The organism is Aeromonas sp. BIGb0445, assembly GCF_024809075.1.
Classification (GTDB): domain Bacteria; phylum Pseudomonadota; class Gammaproteobacteria; order Enterobacterales; family Aeromonadaceae; genus Aeromonas; species Aeromonas rivuli.
This window is the reverse complement of the sequence record NZ_JANUES010000001.1, coordinates 567,991-584,748: the sequence shown is the minus strand read 5'-3', so window position 1 is coordinate 584,748 and position 16,758 is coordinate 567,991. Positions and strand designations below refer to the sequence as shown.

General features: G+C 61.7%; 11 protein-coding genes. 5 read left to right on the top strand and 6 right to left on the bottom strand.

Going from position 1 to position 16,758, the window contains the following annotated elements:
• The first annotated feature begins 104 nt into the window (after positions 1-104).
• From uhpT to M2367_RS02660, 5 genes are all read left to right on the top strand, one after another.
• Positions 105-1,511, top strand: a complete 1,407-nt coding sequence (gene uhpT, locus M2367_RS02680; protein WP_259235691.1) for a hexose-6-phosphate:phosphate antiporter — start codon at positions 105-107, stop codon at positions 1,509-1,511.
• A gap of 209 nt (positions 1,512-1,720) precedes the next feature.
• Entirely contained in the window at positions 1,721-2,311 is a 591-nt protein-coding gene (uhpA, locus tag M2367_RS02675) for a transcriptional regulator UhpA (protein ID WP_259235690.1), read from the top strand.
• Positions 2,308-3,825, top strand: coding sequence for a signal transduction histidine-protein kinase/phosphatase UhpB (gene uhpB / locus M2367_RS02670; protein WP_259235689.1), 1,518 nt, complete (start codon positions 2,308-2,310; stop codon positions 3,823-3,825). The genes uhpA and uhpB overlap by 4 nt, the downstream gene beginning before the upstream one ends.
• Positions 3,826-3,855: 30 nt before the next feature.
• Positions 3,856-5,190: an MFS transporter gene (locus M2367_RS02665; protein ID WP_259235688.1), complete on the top strand. Its 1,335-nt coding sequence runs from the start codon at positions 3,856-3,858 to the stop codon at positions 5,188-5,190.
• A 200-nt stretch (positions 5,191-5,390) separates the two neighbouring features.
• Positions 5,391-6,290: a DNA replication terminus site-binding protein gene (locus M2367_RS02660; RefSeq protein WP_224430844.1), complete on the top strand. Its 900-nt coding sequence runs from the start codon at positions 5,391-5,393 to the stop codon at positions 6,288-6,290.
• 201 nt (positions 6,291-6,491) lie between these two features.
• Here M2367_RS02660 and M2367_RS02655 read toward each other — a convergent pair whose 3' ends face one another.
• From M2367_RS02655 to M2367_RS02630, 6 genes are all read right to left on the bottom strand, one after another.
• Positions 6,492-10,340, bottom strand: a complete 3,849-nt coding sequence (locus M2367_RS02655) for a DEAD/DEAH box helicase (protein ID WP_259235687.1) — start codon at positions 10,338-10,340, stop codon at positions 6,492-6,494.
• A gap of 284 nt (positions 10,341-10,624) precedes the next feature.
• On the bottom strand, positions 10,625-11,308 hold the full coding sequence (locus M2367_RS02650) for a YceH family protein (RefSeq protein ID WP_259235686.1): 684 nt from the start codon (positions 11,306-11,308) through the stop codon (positions 10,625-10,627).
• 168 nt (positions 11,309-11,476) lie between these two features.
• Positions 11,477-13,210 (bottom strand): PglL family O-oligosaccharyltransferase, encoded by a 1,734-nt coding sequence (locus M2367_RS02645; protein ID WP_259235841.1) that lies wholly within the window; start codon positions 13,208-13,210, stop codon positions 11,477-11,479.
• A gap of 100 nt (positions 13,211-13,310) precedes the next feature.
• Complete coding sequence (locus tag M2367_RS02640) at positions 13,311-14,318, bottom strand: LPS O-antigen chain length determinant protein WzzB (protein ID WP_259235685.1); 1,008 nt, start codon at positions 14,316-14,318, stop codon at positions 13,311-13,313.
• Positions 14,319-14,478: 160 nt separating this feature from the next.
• On the bottom strand, positions 14,479-15,489 hold the full coding sequence (locus tag M2367_RS02635) for an NAD-dependent epimerase (RefSeq protein WP_259235684.1): 1,011 nt from the start codon (positions 15,487-15,489) through the stop codon (positions 14,479-14,481).
• Between the two features lie 73 nt (positions 15,490-15,562).
• Complete coding sequence (locus M2367_RS02630) at positions 15,563-16,729, bottom strand: nucleotide sugar dehydrogenase (RefSeq protein ID WP_042039563.1); 1,167 nt, start codon at positions 16,727-16,729, stop codon at positions 15,563-15,565.
• Positions 16,730-16,758 lie beyond the last annotated feature (29 nt).

Below are 16,758 nucleotides of genomic sequence, written 5' to 3'. Positions count from 1 at the left end.
CGACCCGCTTGCTGTTGCCCTTTCCGTGGCGTGACCTCTAACAACCCATCAACCAATGGGAGGCGCAGCGGAAATACCGTCTATCTCGCAGAGGATGAACGAAGATGTTGAAATTTCTCCAACAGGTCCGGATCCCCACCCTGGACCTGCCGGTCGAAGCCCGGCGCAAGCTCTGGTTCAAGCCATTCATGCAATCTTATCTGGTTGTATTCATTGGCTATCTGACCATGTATCTGATCCGCAAGAACTTCAACATTGCCCAGAACGACATGATCCAGGAGTACGGTCTCTCCATGACCGAGCTTGGCATGATAGGCCTTGGCTTCTCCATCACCTACGGGGTGGGCAAGACGGTCGTCTCCTACTATGCCGACGGCAAGAACACCAAGCAGTTCCTGCCGCTGATGCTGATCCTCTCCGCCCTCTGCATGCTGGGCTTCAGCGCCAGCATGGGGGGCACGGGGTTCAGCCTCTACTTCATGATCTTCTTCTATGCCCTGAGCGGCTTCTTCCAGAGCTGTGGTGGCTCTTGCAGCTACTCCACCATCACCAAGTGGACCCCCCGCAACAAGCGCGGCACCTATCTGGGCATGTGGAACCTCTCCCACAACGTGGGCGGCGCCGGTGCGGCCGGTGTGGCGCTGTTCGGTGCCAACTACCTGTTCGATGGCAACGTGCTCGGCATGTTTATCTTCCCCTCCATCATCGCCCTCATCGTCGGCTTCGTCGGCCTGCGTTTTGGCAGCGACTCGCCGGAGGCCTATGGTCTGGGCAAGGTGGAAGAGCTGTTTGACGAAGTCGCCAGCGAAGAGGACATCGCCACTGAAGAGCAGAAGCTGACCAAGGGGCAGATCTTCGTGAAGTACGTGCTGATGAACAAGGTGATCTGGCTGCTCTGCTTTGCCAACATCTTCCTCTACGTGGTGCGCATCGGCATCGACCAGTGGTCCACCGTCTATGCCCATCAGGAGCTGGGCTTCTCCAAGGAAGTCGCCATCCAGGGCTTCACCTTCTTCGAAGTGGGCGCTCTGGTCGGCACCCTGATGTGGGGCTACCTCTCGGATCTGGCGAACGGTCGCCGTGGTCTGGTGGCCTGCGTGGCACTGGCGCTCATCATCGCCACCCTGGGGCTCTACCAGCACGCCACCACCCAGTTCATGTTCCTGGGCTCCCTGTTCCTGCTGGGCTTCCTGGTGTTCGGTCCGCAACTGCTGATCGGCGTGGCCGCCGTGGGCTTCGTGCCGAAACAGGGGATCAGCGTGGCCGATGGGGTCAAGGGCACCTTCGCCTATCTCATCGGTGACAGCTTCGCCAAGCTGGGTCTGGGCATGATAGCCGACGGCACCCCCATCTTCGGCCTGACCGGCTGGAGCGGCACCTTCGCGGCGCTGGACATGGCCGCCGCCGCCTGTCTGGTGCTGATGGCCTGCGTCGCCGTGGCAGAGGAGCGCAAGATACGCCGCATCAAACGCGAATTGAAAGCCGCCACCCTGGCTGCCCAATCCGTCTGAGCAGCATACAATCAGGCAGCTCCTCACTGAGCACTTGGTCACCGGGCGCCGCTAGTGTTTAATGCCCCCTGACCAGACATGCCTGCTCATCGCCGTGATCCAGATGCCAAGGCGCCCCTTTCGGGGGCGCCTTGGCTATTATCCCTGCCGGGTAGGCCACGTCTTTGGTAGCCATTCGCCATCACAACCCCCACCAGGAGGCGGGCCCCATGATCAAGATTGCCCTCATCGACGATCACCAGATAGTCCGCTCCGGCTTTGCCCAACTGCTCAATCTGGAACCCGATCTGCGGGTCCTGGCCGAGTTTGGCAGCGCCGCCGACGCCCTCGCCGGCTTGCCGGGCAGTGGTGTACAGCTGTGCGTGTGCGACATCTCCATGCCGGATCAATCCGGGCTGGATCTGCTCAGGCAACTGCCCGCCGGCCTCGCCGTGGTGATGCTGTCGGTGCACGACAGCCCGGCGCTGATCGAGCAGGCGCTGCAGGCCGGTGCCAAGGGTTTTCTCTCCAAGCGTTGCAGCCCGGAGGAGCTGATCGCCGCGGTGCGCACCGCCGCCCACGGCGGCTGCTACCTCACCCCGGACATCGCCCACAAGCTCGCCAGCAACAACCAGGACCCTCTCACCAACCGGGAGCGGGAAGTGGCGCAGCTGCTGGCCCGCGGGCTGGAAGTGAAAGCCATCGCCGAACAACTCGGCCTCTCCCCCAAGACGGTGCACGTGCACCGCGCCAACCTGATGGACAAGCTCAAGGTCAGCAACAACGTGGAGCTGGCCCACCGCATGCTGGACAGCTGGTGATCTCCCGGTTTACCAGCTATGTCGCCATCTCCCTGGCGGCCAGCTTCATTTTCGCCGCCGGCTGGTTCTGCCTGTGGAGCATCGGCCTGCATCTGGCGGGTGGCCCAGTGCTGGCGGTGCTGCTGTTCCCGTTCGGGTTGCGACTGGGCTTGCTGCTGCAAAGCCCCCTCCCCTACTGGCCGCCGCTGCTGCTCAGTGAATCCCTGCTGCTCTACTGGCTCGACAGCGAGATAGGCCTGCCAGCCTGGCCACTCATTCAGGTCGGCAGCCTGCTCACCCTGCTGCCGCTGCTCATCGCCCGCCGCCAGCGGGTACGCAACGACTGGCAGCAGCTGCTGGTGCTGCTCGCCACCGTCACCGTGGCGGCACTGCTGCAATCCCTGCTCTGGCATCTGGCCGGGGAGGATGGGCTCACTGCCCTGCTGCTCACCCTGACCGGCGGCCTGACCCTCACTTCAACCTGCATGCTGATCTGGCACTATCTGACCCGCGCCACCTGGGTGCCGCTGGGGCCCGCATTGGTGGATCAACCGGTGGACTGGCGCTTTCGTCATCTGGTCTGGTATCTGCTGCTGTTCGTGCTGAGCCTGGGGTTGCAGCTCGGCCTGCCCGATTCCCTGGTGCGCTTCACGCCGTTTTGCCTCGCCATTCCCATCATGGCCATGGCCTGGCGCTACGGCTGGCAGGGGGCCCTGCTCGCCACCCTGATGAACACGGTGGCCCTGATGGCGGGCCAGGCCTGGCACGAACACCCCCTGGACCTGCTGCTCTCCCTGCTGGCCCAGAGCCTGACCGGCCTGCTGCTGGGGGCCGGCATCCAGCGCCAGCGCGAGCTCAACCAGGCGCTGACCCGCCAGCTCGCCCACAACCGCCAGCTCACCGAGCGGCTGCTGGAGACAGAGGAGAGCATCCGCAAGGAGGTGGCCCGTGAGCTGCACGACGACATAGGCCAGACCATCACCGCCATCCGCACCCAGGCGGGCATCGCGCAGCGACTCGCGCCGGACAATCCAGGGGTCGGCCAGAGCAGCGCCCTCATCGATACCCTGTCGCTCGGCATCTATGATGCGGTGCGCGGCCTGCTCGGCCGCCTTCGCCCTCGTCAGCTCGACGACATGAGCCTGGAGCAGGCGGTGCGCGGGTTGCTGCGGGAACTGGAGCTGGATCGCCATGGCATCGTCACCCGCCTTGAGTGGCAGCTGACCGACGAGCGTCTCTCCGATGCCCAGCGAGTCACCCTGTTTCGGGTCTGCCAGGAGGGACTCAACAACGTGGTGAAACACGCCAACGCCAGCTCGGTGCGCATCCGGGCCCACCAGCAGGGTGAGCGCTTGCAACTGCTGCTGGAAGATGACGGCTGCGGCCTGCCCGAGCAAGCCCCCCAGGGCTACGGCCTGCTCGGCATCCGCGAGCGAGTACAGGCGCTGGGGGGCAGCCTGCAACTCTCCTGCATTCGCGGCACTCAACTGACCCTGAGCCTGCCCTGCCGCAAACGGGAAGATCACCATGAATAACCTTTCCCGCCCCCCTGCGAGGGTCGCCTTATGCTGAACTTTATGAAAAGCACGCCGCCCCAGCCGCTCATCCGTGATCAGGCAGAAATAGACGCCTGTTATCGTCACTGGCGCCTCCACATCTTGCTGACCATGTATCTGGGCTATGCGGTCTTCTACTTCACCCGCAAGAGCTTCAACTTCGCCATGCCGGACATGCTGGCGAGCGGCATCCTCGGCAAGGCCGACATCGGCATGCTGTGGACCCTGTTCTACCTCACCTACGGCTGTTCCAAATTCTTCTCCGGCATCATCAGCGACCGCGCCAATCCCCGCTACTTCATGGGGCTGGGGCTGATGGCGACCGGGGTCATCAATATCTTGTTCGGCCTCTCCTCGTCGCTGTGGCTGTTTGCGGCGCTCTGGGTCGCCAACGCCTTCTTTCAGGGCTGGGGCTGGCCCCCCTGTTCCAAGCTGCTGACCAGCTGGTATTCCCGCAGCGAGCGCGGCGTCTGGTGGTCGGCCTGGAACACGGCCCACAACGTGGGCGGGGCGCTGATCCCGCTCATCGTCAGCACCATAGCCCTGCAGCATGGCTGGCGCTACGGCATGATAGTGCCGGGCCTCATCGCCATCCTGGCCGGGCTGTTTTTGTGCTGGCGGCTGCGGGACACCCCCAGTGCCATGGGGCTGCCCACGGTCGGGCAGTGGCGCCAGGACGCCCTGGAGATCGCTCAGCAGACCCAGGATGCGGGGCTCTCCCATCGCCAGATCCTGCGCAAGTACGTGCTCGGCAACCCCTATATCTGGCTGCTGGCCTGCTGCTACGTGCTGGTCTACGTGGTGCGCACCGCCATCAACGACTGGGGCAATCTCTACATGACCGAGCAGCGCGGCTTCAACCTGATGAGCGCCAACTCGGCCATCTCCATGTTCGAGGTGGGGGGCTTTATCGGCGCCCTGGTGGCGGGCTGGGGCTCGGACAAGCTGTTCAACGGCAACCGGGGGCCGATGAACCTCATCTTCGCGGTGGGGATACTGCTGGCGGTGGGATCCCTGTGGCTGATGCCCTTCTTCAGCTACGTGATGCAGGCGGCCTGCTTCTTCACCATCGGCTTCTTCGTGTTCGGCCCCCAGATGCTGATCGGCATGGCGGCAGCGGAGTGCTCCCACAAGGATTGCGCCGGGGCCGCCACCGGCTTCGTCGGCCTATTTGCTTACATGGGGGCGGCACTGGCGGGCTACCCCCTGGCCAGGGTGATGGAGATCTGGCACTGGAACGGCTTCTTCGTGGTGATCTCGGTGGCCGCCGGGGTCTCAGCCCTGTTGCTGCTCCCCTTCCTGAAGGCCCAGGCACCTCGCGTCCTCGCCACCGAGCCGGGTTGAACCGGGTTGAACCGGGTAATGGGGATCCAGACCCGGTTGCTGCTGCACGCCTTCAAGCTCAAAGCCCAGGCGCCTCGCCAGCAGGGCATGGCGCCCCTGCTCGGTAACAGTTGACACAAGATAACTGTTTATTTATACAGTTATCTTGTGGCGAGCACATGGCGGCTTGCCCCACTCCCCACGTCACCGAGAGATGAACCATGGAGACCTTTACCCCCAAGGCCGCACTGCGTCAGCAGATGAGTGAGCTGGAATCACTGTTGGCTGAACTGGCCGCACAGTTGGAGCAGCTGCCCCTGCTGGAGGCTCAGGTCTACCCCCTGCCCCCTGTGCTGCAAGGCAAGGAGCATGACCCCATCAGCCAGATAGCGGTGGGGCAGCTGTGTGGTGAGGCCGCCCGCGAGGCGGCGATTGCCGCCTATCAACATCATGGCGCCCGCCCCGGCTGCTCGACCAAGTCCACTCAACGCCTGCCCGGCTGGCTGCGATTACCCGCCCGTTGCGCGGCCCAGCTCAGCCCCCTGGTGGAGAAGATCAATCATTGCAAGCAAGGCTTCAAGACGCTGGTGCAGCAAGCGGGGGGACGGGATGAGAAGTTCGAGCTGGTCCACGATGCCCTGCCCGGGGTCATCACCTTGCAGATCTATCGCCAGCTCACCCTGTTGACCGGGGAGCTCCACTCCTTCGGCTTCACCTGGGCAGACAAGCAGACCATCCGCCGCCTCGGCCGGGAGCAGGTGATCACCATGCTCGAGCGCAGCCGTCACTATGTGCCCATGCTGTCGAACCCGTCGCAGTGGCAGCAGATGGTGGATCAGGAGGTATACGACATCCGTCGCCTGCCCGCCGAGGCCGAGCTGCGGATCCGTCGCCCGGTCAAGACTCACCCCATGGTCAACCTGCTGTGGCGCGATCGCGAACCGAGGAAGCAACAGATCAAGGCGAGCCTGCCACTGCTGCTCTGCGCCGACGACTCTCCCCTCATCAAGCCGCTAGGTCACTATCCTCCCAAGCTGCGCCAGCCGAGGCGGGATCGCAAAGGGGGAGAGCGTCTCATCATCGATCGGCTGCATCTCTATGTGTATGAGCACCTCGACTAACGCAGCTCGGCCCTGCGGGTGCGGCGCCAGCCTGAGCCAGCAGGTTGTGCGGTTCGGTGACAGGGGCAAGATGAGAGCTGTTGCGCAGTCGGTGGGCTGCCCGCAGACAGGCACTGACCGTCGGCGGCAGGCAACAAGGGGAATAAAAACGCCCCCTCTCTTTGGGAGAAGGGGCGTGATCGGCAGGAAAGGAGGCGAGTATCAGCCCATCAACAGGGCACGCAGACTCTCCACGTCCAGCCCTCTTACCTCGGACTGGCCGCTGAGCAGGCCATCGGCCAGGGCGCGCTTCTCATCGTGCAGGGCCACTATCTTCTCCTCCACCGTCTGTTCGCACACCAGGCGATAGACGGTCACCGGCTGGGTCTGACCCATACGGTGGGCGCGGTCACTGGCCTGATCTTCCACCGCCGGGTTCCACCAGGGATCCAGGTGCAACACGGTATCGGCCTGGGTCAGGTTGAGACCCGTCCCCCCGGCCTTCAGGCTGATCAAAAACAGCGGTACCGGCTCGTTGCGAAATCTCAGGATGGACTCCTGGCGCGACTTGGCGGAGCAGCCACCATCCAGATAGCAGTAATCCCAGCCCCGCTTGCCGATACGCTCGCGCAGCAGGCTTAGCAGGTCGACGAACTGGCTGAACACCAGCACCCTGTGACCGTTGTCGATGGCCTCCCCAAGCAGGGCCATGGCTTCGTCCAGCTTGCTGTTGCTATGGGCCCACTCCGGCATGATGAGGGAGGGCGAACAGCAGAGCCGCCGCAGCCGGGTCAGGCCGCTCAGCACATGCATCAGGGCGCGGCCATCGGCGCTTTGCACCTGCTGCACCACCTCGCGCCTGGTCGCCTCATAGAGCTGACGCTCCTCGGCCGACAGACTGATGTGGTGCACTATCTCCGTCTTGTCCGGCAACTCGGTCAACACCTGCTGCTTGAGGCGACGCAGGATGAAGGGGCTGATCACGGCCCGCAGCAGCGCCATGTGTTCCGGATCCTTCACCGCCTTGCCGAAGCGACGCTTGAACTCGCCCAGGCTGCCGAGCAGACCCGGGTTGATGAAGGTAAACAGACTCCACAACTCCCCCAGATGGTTCTCGATCGGCGTGCCCGACAGGGCCAGGCGAAAATCGCCATCGAGCTGGAACAGCAACTTGGCGCGCTGGGTACCGGCATTCTTGATCTGTTGGGCTTCGTCCAGCACCATGCTTGCCCAGCGGCGCCCCTTGAGCGCCGACGCCAGTCCGCCCAGCATGCCGTAGTTGACCAGCACCAGCTGACCCGGCTTGGCCTCGGCGATCTGCGCCTCCCTGTCCATGCCTGGTTCGAAGGTCACCACTTCCAGCTCGGGGGCGAAGCGCGCCACCTCCTCTTGCCAGTTGGTGACCACTGACTTGGGCACCACCACCAGGGCGGGGCCCAGGTGCTGGCGCATACGCAGCACGATCAGCGCCTGCAGCGTCTTGCCCAGCCCCATGTCATCGGCGAGGCAGGCGCCAAAGCCGTGATGGGCCAGGGTCGCGAGCCAGCGTACCCCATCCTTCTGGTAGTCCCGCAGCGGGGTGAGCAGCTCAGCCGGACAGTCAACCTCCTGTTGCCACTCCGCCTGCAACTCCTGCCAGGCGCTGTCCCCTTGCGTGCTGATCACCGAGAGCAGGCGGGTCAGTGGATAGGCGAGCCGGGTGTTGACCCTCTGCTCTTCGTCGAGCATGGCCCCCAGCATGGTGAGCCGCTCCACCAGCTTGTCACTCAGCACCAGACTGGTCTGCTCGTCGAGCTGGACGGTTCGCTGGCCCGGGGTCAACTGGCGCAAAATGAGGCGCAGATCCAGGATTTCGTGTTCATCCAGACTGAGGCTGCCCTCAACCTGGAACCAATCCTGGCGCCGCTCGATACGCAGGCTCAGGGCCGCTTCATCCAGGCTCTTGAGGCGGGCGCTGTCCTGATGCCAGTGAATGCGTATCTGCTGCTCCACCAGCTCGGGCAAAGCATTGACCAGAGAGAGTGCCTGCTCCCCCTGCAGCAGCCATTCGGTGCCGGGCAAGTCGATGGGCAGCTGATTGCGCAGGCTCTGGGCCTCGCGCTTCTCTTCCGCCAGATCTCGCAACCAGTAGAGTGACTCTTTCATCCCCTGGCGCACCACGGCCTCCCCCTTGCCCAGGGGCAAGGCGGGCATATCGTCAAGCTGAGTGACCAGCCTGACCGCAAGCTGGCCATCCTGCCAGTCAAGCTGGACCGATGCCAATCCGGGCCAGGACTTGAGCTCGACATTGCCTTGGAGCCCAGCCACCTCGCTGTGCCAGGGCAATCCAGGAATGGCGTTGAGTGTCTGTTGCAGGGCGGCGAGCCCCTCCCCCGGCAGGGGCGGGATCGACGCCAGAGCGGGCAGCAAGGGCTGCAGGCCGGGCGGCGTCAGCATCAGCTGCCACAGATCCTGGGCCAGCGGCACTATGTGCGCTCCCTTGCTGGCCTGAGCCGGGCTCAATACACCGCGCATGCCGGCGTCCTCTGCCACTATCTGCAGCAAGGGGGCACTCAGGGCAAGCTGCAGCTTCTGCCCCTTGGCGTTGAGCAGACGGGGATGCTGGGCGAGCACGGGCCAGAGTTCATCCGGCAAGCGGCTCATGTTGCGCGGCAGCAGCCGCACCAGCGCCCAATCCTCCTCATCGAGCAGGGCCGCATATTGCGTGGAGAGCAGACCAGGATCGACCCGGCGACCGGCGGTCCACTCCCCCTTGGTGCTCTGTTTCTGGATCTTGCATTCGAGCTCGGGCCCTTCTGCGTGCAGCAGCCAGACCAGCTGTTCCTTGTTTTTACGCCCCCCGCTGGCGCGCCCCAGCCCCTGCAGCCAGTTGAGCCAGCTGGCCGATGCGGCGCCCTTGTCATCGTCGTCATCCTCATCCCCCTGCCCGTTCAGGTCAGCGTTCAGGCGATCGAGGGGACCTTGCCTGGCCGCCTGGCCGAGCAATTGGCGCAGCAGATCCTGACAGAACCCCATCAGACGATGGCGAGGCGCCACCCCGAGCAGTGCGTCAAGATCCCACTTGTGCAAGATGGCGACTTGCGGGCTCTGGCCACCGTGGCGGGCCAGGGCACAGAGGTCGAGCCAGAGGTAGCCCCAGTGCAGTTCGTCGGCGGGCAGTTGCAGGGTATCAAACAGCCCCACCGCCTGACCGTGGCGATCCCCCGCCCATTGGGCGATCAGATCCTGCAGCAAGGGTTGCTGCTGACCCAGGCTGCGCTGCCACAACTTGCGCTGACTGCTGGCAAGTTCGGGGTCCGCCTGCTGCAACCAGCCAAGCCAGAGCAGCATCATGAAATTATGCGGATACTGACCCTTGCCATGACGTGCCTGCCACCCATTGAGGGCACTCAGCAGCGCCTCCACCAGGGGGGCACTCCCCCCTCGCTCCGCCAGGGTCATCAGCTCGGGCCAGCCATTGGGGTGATCGGGGACACTATCTTGTAACGCCGCAAGGTCAGCATCCGCGTCATCACACAACCAGTGCCATTGGGCGGCCAGTTGCTGGTAGCAGGGCTGCAACTCGGCAACCACAGTCGCCTCGGCCAGGGGCCAGGGGCCAGGGGGGCAATCCAGATTCGCCTGCAGGGCGAAGTGCTCGAGCAGGATGCGCTGCCACTGGGGGCTGGATCCTGAGAGCAGGGCGTGGGATTCGGGCACATCGAGCAGGGCCAGCAGATCGGCACCATTGAGATAGGCTGGCGGCTCGCCGCCAACCCCCAGGCAGAGGGATCGCACCAGGGCCTGGACGGGATCCTGGCCGGTCAGGCTAGGCACCCGCGACCAGTCAGGCATAGGACAGCGTCCCTGGCGAACTCCCAGAATGAGCGCCAGTGTTCCCTCGGCACTCAGGCTCCAGAGCTGTTCGCCCCGCAACCGGATCAGTCCCTCGTCGTGCAGTTGCGTCAACTTGTCGATCAATACCTGGCCCAGCGGCAGCTGTTCTTGCAGATAGCGGGTACTCACGGCACGCTGCAACTGCAGCTCGCCGAGCAAGGCATAACAATCTGGAGACAAGGTTGGTGCAGACATCAAGACTCACGCGAAGGAGCAAAAGCGGAATTTTACCGGGAAAGCGCCTTCGGCTCGACCCTTAACCATGAAATAACGCAAATTAAATGGCTTGCCACAAAATGCCCGCTCATCCTGAGAGGCGACTGCGCAGCCAGATAGCAAGCCTGTGGGGATGATGAAGGGATCAGGACGGAGCCTGTGAAGATAAGGGCAGTAGGGCGCGGCCAGGGCCGACAGACAATGCACCAGGGCTGGCCGCCTCTTGATGGCGGCGCCCTGATGCATCAGAGAGTAAGGGACGATTAAGAGGCCAACTCATCCAGACGCGCACTCAGGGCGGCGACCTGGCCACGCAACTCGCTGATTTCCTCCTCCAGGGTCTCGACGCGCTCAGCGAGGGCTGCGTTGGAGCCGTTCGCCCCGCTGCCGCCAGGCTCGCGTCCTGAGTAGGCACTCACCTCGTCACTCGCGACCCCGCTCACCTCGCCACTGAACAGGTGGGCAAAGCGGGATTCGCGCTTGCCTGGTTCACGGGCCAGCTTGACCACATAGGGGCCCTGCTCCATCAGCTCATGCAACACGGCATCGACCTGGGTCACATCCTCGAACTGGCAGAGCCTGTTGGTACGCGAGCGCAGCTCCCCCGGCGTCTGCGGGCCACGCAGCAGCAGCTCGCAGACGATCCCCAGCGCCTGGGCATCGAACTTGAGATCGCCAAATTCGGTATTGCAGAACCTGTGCTGATAACGGGGCACCCGGGCGTTGAATCCGGCCGTATTGACCACCAGTCGCTTGCGGATCAGCTCGTCAACCACGGCGCGGATCTGCAGCTCTTCGAGCTCCAGCACCGGATCTCTATTGCTCTTCTGGTTACAGGCATTGACCAGGGCATTGAGGGACAGTGGGTATTGATCCGGCGTGCTGATCTCTTTCTCGATGAGGCAGCCGATCACCCGGGCTTCTAATGGGCCTAATACCAACTCCATTGCAGACTCCCTTTATAAACAAGATATTGCATTCAGTGCCCTATCTTATCCCGCGGGAGCCCCCCGTCCAGCCTGGCGCCCTGATTTTGCGATAACGCCATGACCTTGGTGAAACAAACAGCAGTCTTGTCGACCAGGCGCCATCACTGGCTGGCTAGCCGCGCCGCATCAGTGAGCCTGCGTTGCCGTGGAGCTGGCAGAGACTGCGGGGCGCTTCTCCAACGCGGTGGCCACAGAGGTGGATTTACCGCTCAGCAGCGGATCCGCCGGGTAGAGCAGCAATGCCTGCTGGCGCAGAGCCTTGGCCTCCTCTTCCCGCCCCAGGGCATTGAGGGCTATGACCATGTTGGCGTAGATGTTGACGCGGGGGGTATGGCGCACAAACTCTTGTCCCCATGCGAGGTAAGCCGCCAGCTCCTGCAGATTGTTGCTCTGCAAGCCCACCAGCAGGCGCACCGAGTTGACGTCGAATTCGACCCGAGTCAGCCAGGCGAGGGGATTGACGACATCCAGCAACAAGGTGGGTTGCTTGTAGCCGCCCCGCTCATACTTGGTCACCACCCAGGCGGTGTGAATGGCGGTGAGCATGAAAGGTACCACCAGCAGGGGGATGCTGATGGCCAGAAAACGCAACAGCAACCAGGGACGGTAGACATGCTCACGCCAATCGGGCCCTGGGGTTTGCTCCTCCACCTCACTGTCGAGCACGAAGATAAGCAACAACAAGACCCACCAGTGGGCGATAGAGTGGTAGAAGGGATACTCGGTCTGGCTGTGCAGCACGAGCGGGGTCACCAGGGCCAACAGCGCCAGCCCCTGGCGCCATCTTGCCTGACTCAAACGCCACAGCAGTGCAACCCCCATCAGCAACATGCCCAGCATGGGGGCTATGCCCCCCTCCACCGCCCAGTAGAGAAACTCGTTGTGGGGATGATCCAGGTTGTACTCAATTTGCACCATGTCTGGCTGCAGCGCCTTGTCGGCCATGTAGTGATGCAAGAACACCGACTCAAAGCTGCCATAGCCCCAGCCACTCCAGGGCGACTGCATGATGAGCTTGATGGCATAGGGCCAGTAGATGGATCTCATGCCGCCGGACTGATAGACCTCCAGCCCCCGTTTGGCCCCGGCAATCAGGTATTGGGATAACAACCCCAGCAAGATGCCGAGCGAGACCAGCAGCAATACCCGGGTCAGCTGCTGGCGACTCTTGAGCATGGGCAGCAAGAGCCCCAACCCCAACAGGGCGCCGAGCTGGCCCACCCGGGATTGCAGCACGACCAGCAACAAGGGGCACGCCACCATGAGGCCATAGCGTAACCCTTGGAGCCAGCGCCTCTTCAGCCGCCCCTCTCCCTCCAGCCAGACGGCCAGTACCAGGCCGGTGGCCATGAAGCTTGCCATCACATTGGCCTGCTGGAAGATGCCATAGGGGCGATTGGCTCGGGTGTCATAGCCGAGCCAGTTACCCGGCACCAGCAGGTAATACTCTATCAACCCGAGAACAGCCTCAATCCCTACCGCGGCCAATACCAGATAAAGCAACTGCTCACGCCTATCTGCATCCAGCGCCCACTGATAGAGGCAAAATAGAAACAACAGGCCGGCAAAGAGCCCCAACAAGCGGGGAATGGCATAGTCCTTTAGCTCAAAACCGGGATAGGCCATGGGCAACAGCAGCAGGAGAGCCCCCACCCAGAGCCAGCCCTGCAAGGATGACCAGACTAGCCGCTGACGCAGTGTGACCTGCCAGAGCCCCAGCCCAATGGCCAGGCTGGCAAACACCCAGCCCCAGGCATTGAACGGCAGGTAGAGCCCTGCACCGCCCGGGTTGTGCATGAAGAAATGCATGCCCAGCAACAGATAGAGTGCGAAGAGTCCAAAAAATCCTTTTTCCAGCATCTGGCCAGCATCCTGAGATTGTCTATTCACCCAGCATAACCCTTTGTCTCAAAAAATAAAAAAGAGGGCCTAAGCCCTCTTTCATCATGCCGATATGGCGTTACTTGACGCTGTCTTGTTCACGGAAGGCATAACGCACCAGCACTATGCCAACCCCCAGCATGCCGCCGAGCAGGGTGGCCAATACCACCACCAATGAGCGTTTGGGCTTGTCCCGGGACAAGGGCTCGCTGGGCGAGGCCAGATAAGCGAACGACTGGAACGGCAGCTCCTCAAGCTTGATGGCCTGGAGGCTGCTCAGTTGCAGGCGCAGATCGCTCAGGGCCGGGTTCAGAATATCGGGGTTGTCGATCTCCTTTAATACTTTGAGTTTCTCTGCCAGAGCACGGGAACCCCATTCGATGGCGAAGCCATCACGGGCATTGAGATTCTCAACAGGAGCATCGATCCCGGCAGCGCGGCTGATGCGCAAGCTGTATTGGGTGCGAAGGATATCGTCTTGCAACTGCTTGAGGGTATCGGCCCTGGCACTCTCATACTGAGTGTTCAGCGTCTTGAGCCGGTTCTGCCAGATGGTATCCAGCTCCTTGCCCTTGGCCGCAGACTCCTGTTGCTGGATAAAGGCGATATATTGCTCCAGACGCTGCTTGGCCTGCTCGGCCGTGTCCGAGGCAAAGGAGATAATGACATCTTCACTCAGCTTGTCCGGGGCCTTGGCGTCTATCCCTTCGGCCATCTTCTTGAGCAGCAGGCGCTTGCCCTTCTCCTCGGTGACCTCAGATTGAGCCGCCTCTGCGTCGAGATAGCCCTTCTCAATCAAGAATTGGCGTTTGTTATTGAAGCTATTGAAACTATTGACGAAGTCACTGTAAAGCGCCTTCTTGTCGAAGGCGGTGAAGGCGGTCGCCGGTACCTGGGCGTTCATCAACTGATTGATATTGAGCTCGAGGGACTCTATCTCCTTGAGGGTCGGCTGCTTGATCTCGGCCTGGCTGACCCAGACTTGAGGCGCCAACATGGCATAGGCGATACCACCAGCCGCAAACAGGGCCGCGATGCCGAGGATCAGTAACTTGCTGCGCCAGAGCGTCACGACAAGCTCTCTCAAATCAATCTCATCACTGGGTCGGTTTTGAGACCAACCTGGCGGTAACGCAGTTTGCTGGGTAGGCAAGGTAGGATCTTGATTGCTCATGCTGTCACATTTCTCTTATTGGAAATTGGATTGGCTAATCGATACGGCAAGGGTTGCAGCGGTTCTGCCGGGATCAAGCTTGCTGATAGTAGTCACGATACCAGTCGATAAAGGTTTTGACACCTGCTGCCACCGTCATCTGTGGCTGATAGCCAACGGCATCGAACAGGCCCCGAGTATCGGCCCAGGTGGCATGCACATCACCGGGCTGCATCGCCATCATATTTTTGATGGCCAGTTTGCCGATGGCCTGCTCCAATGCCTCGATAAAATCGAGCAGTCGTACCGGGCTGCCATTACCTATGTTGAACAGGCGATAGGGGGCCGAACTCTCATCCCTTGCACCTTGGCTGGCGGTCCACTCAGGGTTGGCAGTCGGCACATGGTCCGCCACCCGTATTATCCCCTCGACGATATCATCCACATGGGTAAAGTCCCGGGACAGCTGGCCCTGGTTATACACATCAATGGGCTCACCCGCCAGGATAGCCTTGGTGAACTTGAACAGCGCCATGTCGGGTCGACCCCAGGGGCCATAGACGGTGAAGAAACGCAGACCAGTGGTGGGAATGCCATAGAGATGGGAGTAACTGTGCGCCATCAGCTCGTTGGCCTTCTTGCTGGCCGCATAGAGCGAAATGGGGTGATCCACACCATCCGTGGTGGCGAACGGCATCTGGTCGTTAAGGCCATAGACCGAGCTGGATGAGGCGTAGATCAGATGGCCGATACCATGATGGCGACACCCTTCCAGCACGGTCAGGTGGCCCACCAGGTTACTGTCGGCGTAGGCAAAGGGGTTATCGAGGGAGTAGCGCACGCCCGCCTGGGCGGCCAGATGAACCACCCGCTCGAAGCCCCCATCGGCAAACAGCTGAGCCATGCCGGTACGATCGGCCAAGTCCAGCCGGATGAATCGAAAGCCAGGCAAAGGGGCCAACTGCGCGAGGCGAGCCTCCTTGAGGCTCACTTCGTAGTAGTCATTGAGGTTGTCGATACCGATCACCTCATGGCCGTCAGCGCAGAGCCGCTGCACCAGATGAAAGCCGATAAAACCAGCGGCGCCTGTGACCAGATACTTCATGGGAACACCTTCAATAGCCTTGGGATAAGCCCCATCCGAGGGTGCAGACAGGGCCTCAATAATTGTTCTCTATTTAGTCGCTACCAAACAGGTCCCGGGTATAGACCTTGTCTGCGACATCGCTCAGCTCGCTTGCCATGCGATTGGAGAGGATCACATCGGATATCTGCTTGAACTCTGCCAGATCGGTGATGACCCGGGAGTTGAAGAAGCTCTGCTCCTTGAGGGCAGGCTCAAACACCACCACCTCGATCCCTTTTGCCTTGATCCGCTTCATCACCCCTTGAATGGCAGAGGCGCGGAAATTATCGGATCCCGATTTCATGATCAAGCGATAGACACCCACCACTTTGGGGCGACGCCGGATGATGGAGTCGGCAATGAAGTCCTTGCGGGTGGTGTTGGCATCGACGATGGCCCGCACCAAGTTGTTCGGTACATCGTCGTAGTTGGCCAGCAGCTGCTTGGTATCCTTGGGCAGGCAGTAGCCGCCATAACCAAAGGAGGGGTTGTTGTAGTGAGTGCCGATCCGTGGATCCAGCCCCACCCCTTCGATGATCTGGCGACTGTCCAGACCATGGGCCTGGGCATAGGTGTCCAGCTCGTTGAAGTAGGCCACCCTCATGGCGAGATAGGTATTGGCAAACAGCTTGATTGCCTCCGCCTCAGTGCTGTCCGTCAACAGCACCGGGACATCCTGCTTGACGGCGCCACCTTGCAGCAAGGCAGCGAACCGCTCTGCCCGCTCGGAGCGCTCACCCACTATGATGCGCGAGGGGTGCAGGTTGTCATGAAGTGCCCGCCCCTCTCGCAAGAACTCAGGTGAAAACATCAGGTTATCGCAACCAAGCTCTTCTTTGAGCGCCTTGGTATAACCCACGGGAACGGTCGATTTGATCACCATCACCGCCGTCGGATTGATGGCCATCACATCCCGGATCACCGCCTCGACCGAGCGGGTATTGAAGTAGTGGGTGTCCGCATCATAGTCAGTCGGGGTCGCTATGATGACAAAATCAGCCCCTTGATAGGCGTGATGCTTGTCCAGAGTAGCCGTCAAATTGAGCGACTCATGAGCAAGATAATGCTCCAGCTCGGTATCGGCGATAGGAGACTTGCCCTGATTGATCAACTCAACTTTTTCCGCCACCAGATCGAGGGCGACCACTTCGTTGTGCTGGGCAAGCAGCACGGCATTGGACAGGCCGACATAGCCAGTCCCCGCTACGGCAATTTTCACCATGGGATTACCTGATTGATTAAATTAAG

What these genes read in the sequence shown, in the direction of transcription:
- M2367_RS02660 (WP_224430844.1), top strand. Translation starts at nt 5,391, where the DNA reads ATGGAGACCTTTACCCCCAAGGCCGCACTGCGTCAGCAGATGAGTGAG.
- uhpT (WP_259235691.1), top strand. Translation starts at nt 105, where the DNA reads ATGTTGAAATTTCTCCAACAGGTCCGGATCCCCACCCTGGACCTGCCG.
- M2367_RS02655 (WP_259235687.1), bottom strand. Translation starts at nt 10,340, where the DNA reads ATGTCTGCACCAACCTTGTCTCCAGATTGTTATGCCTTGCTCGGCGAG.
- M2367_RS02645 (WP_259235841.1), bottom strand. Translation starts at nt 13,210, where the DNA reads ATGCTGGAAAAAGGATTTTTTGGACTCTTCGCACTCTATCTGTTGCTG.
- M2367_RS02650 (WP_259235686.1), bottom strand. Translation starts at nt 11,308, where the DNA reads ATGGAGTTGGTATTAGGCCCATTAGAAGCCCGGGTGATCGGCTGCCTC.
- M2367_RS02665 (WP_259235688.1), top strand. Translation starts at nt 3,856, where the DNA reads ATGCTGAACTTTATGAAAAGCACGCCGCCCCAGCCGCTCATCCGTGAT.
- uhpA (WP_259235690.1), top strand. Translation starts at nt 1,721, where the DNA reads ATGATCAAGATTGCCCTCATCGACGATCACCAGATAGTCCGCTCCGGC.
- M2367_RS02635 (WP_259235684.1), bottom strand. Translation starts at nt 15,489, where the DNA reads ATGAAGTATCTGGTCACAGGCGCCGCTGGTTTTATCGGCTTTCATCTG.